At 65.3% G+C, this 239-nt stretch carries 1 pseudogene; it reads left to right on the top strand.

Going from position 1 to position 239, the window contains the following annotated elements:
* Positions 1-232 (top strand): annotated as a pseudogene (locus P8629_RS12630) (hypothetical protein); the annotation flags it as partial.
* Positions 233-239 lie beyond the last annotated feature (7 nt).

Raw genomic sequence — 239 nt, forward strand, 5'->3', positions numbered from 1 at the left:
GACCGGCGAGCTGAGCCCGGTGCGCCATCCCGCCAAGCGGCGGCGGATCCGCACCGTGCTACAAGAGCTGGTGCATCGTGCGGCGCTCGTGATTCACAAGGCGCGGCAGATCATCCTCGACTTCGGGCAGCATCGGACGCATGACGGTGTTGAACACCTTGCGAAGCCGCCTGCGCTATCCCCGAGGCACGCCATGCTGATCGTCTGTCGGACAAAGGCACCACGCAGATAGCTGACGG

Source organism: Hydrogenovibrio sp. 3SP14C1, from assembly GCF_029625905.1.
Taxonomy (GTDB): domain Bacteria; phylum Pseudomonadota; class Gammaproteobacteria; order Thiomicrospirales; family Thiomicrospiraceae; genus Hydrogenovibrio.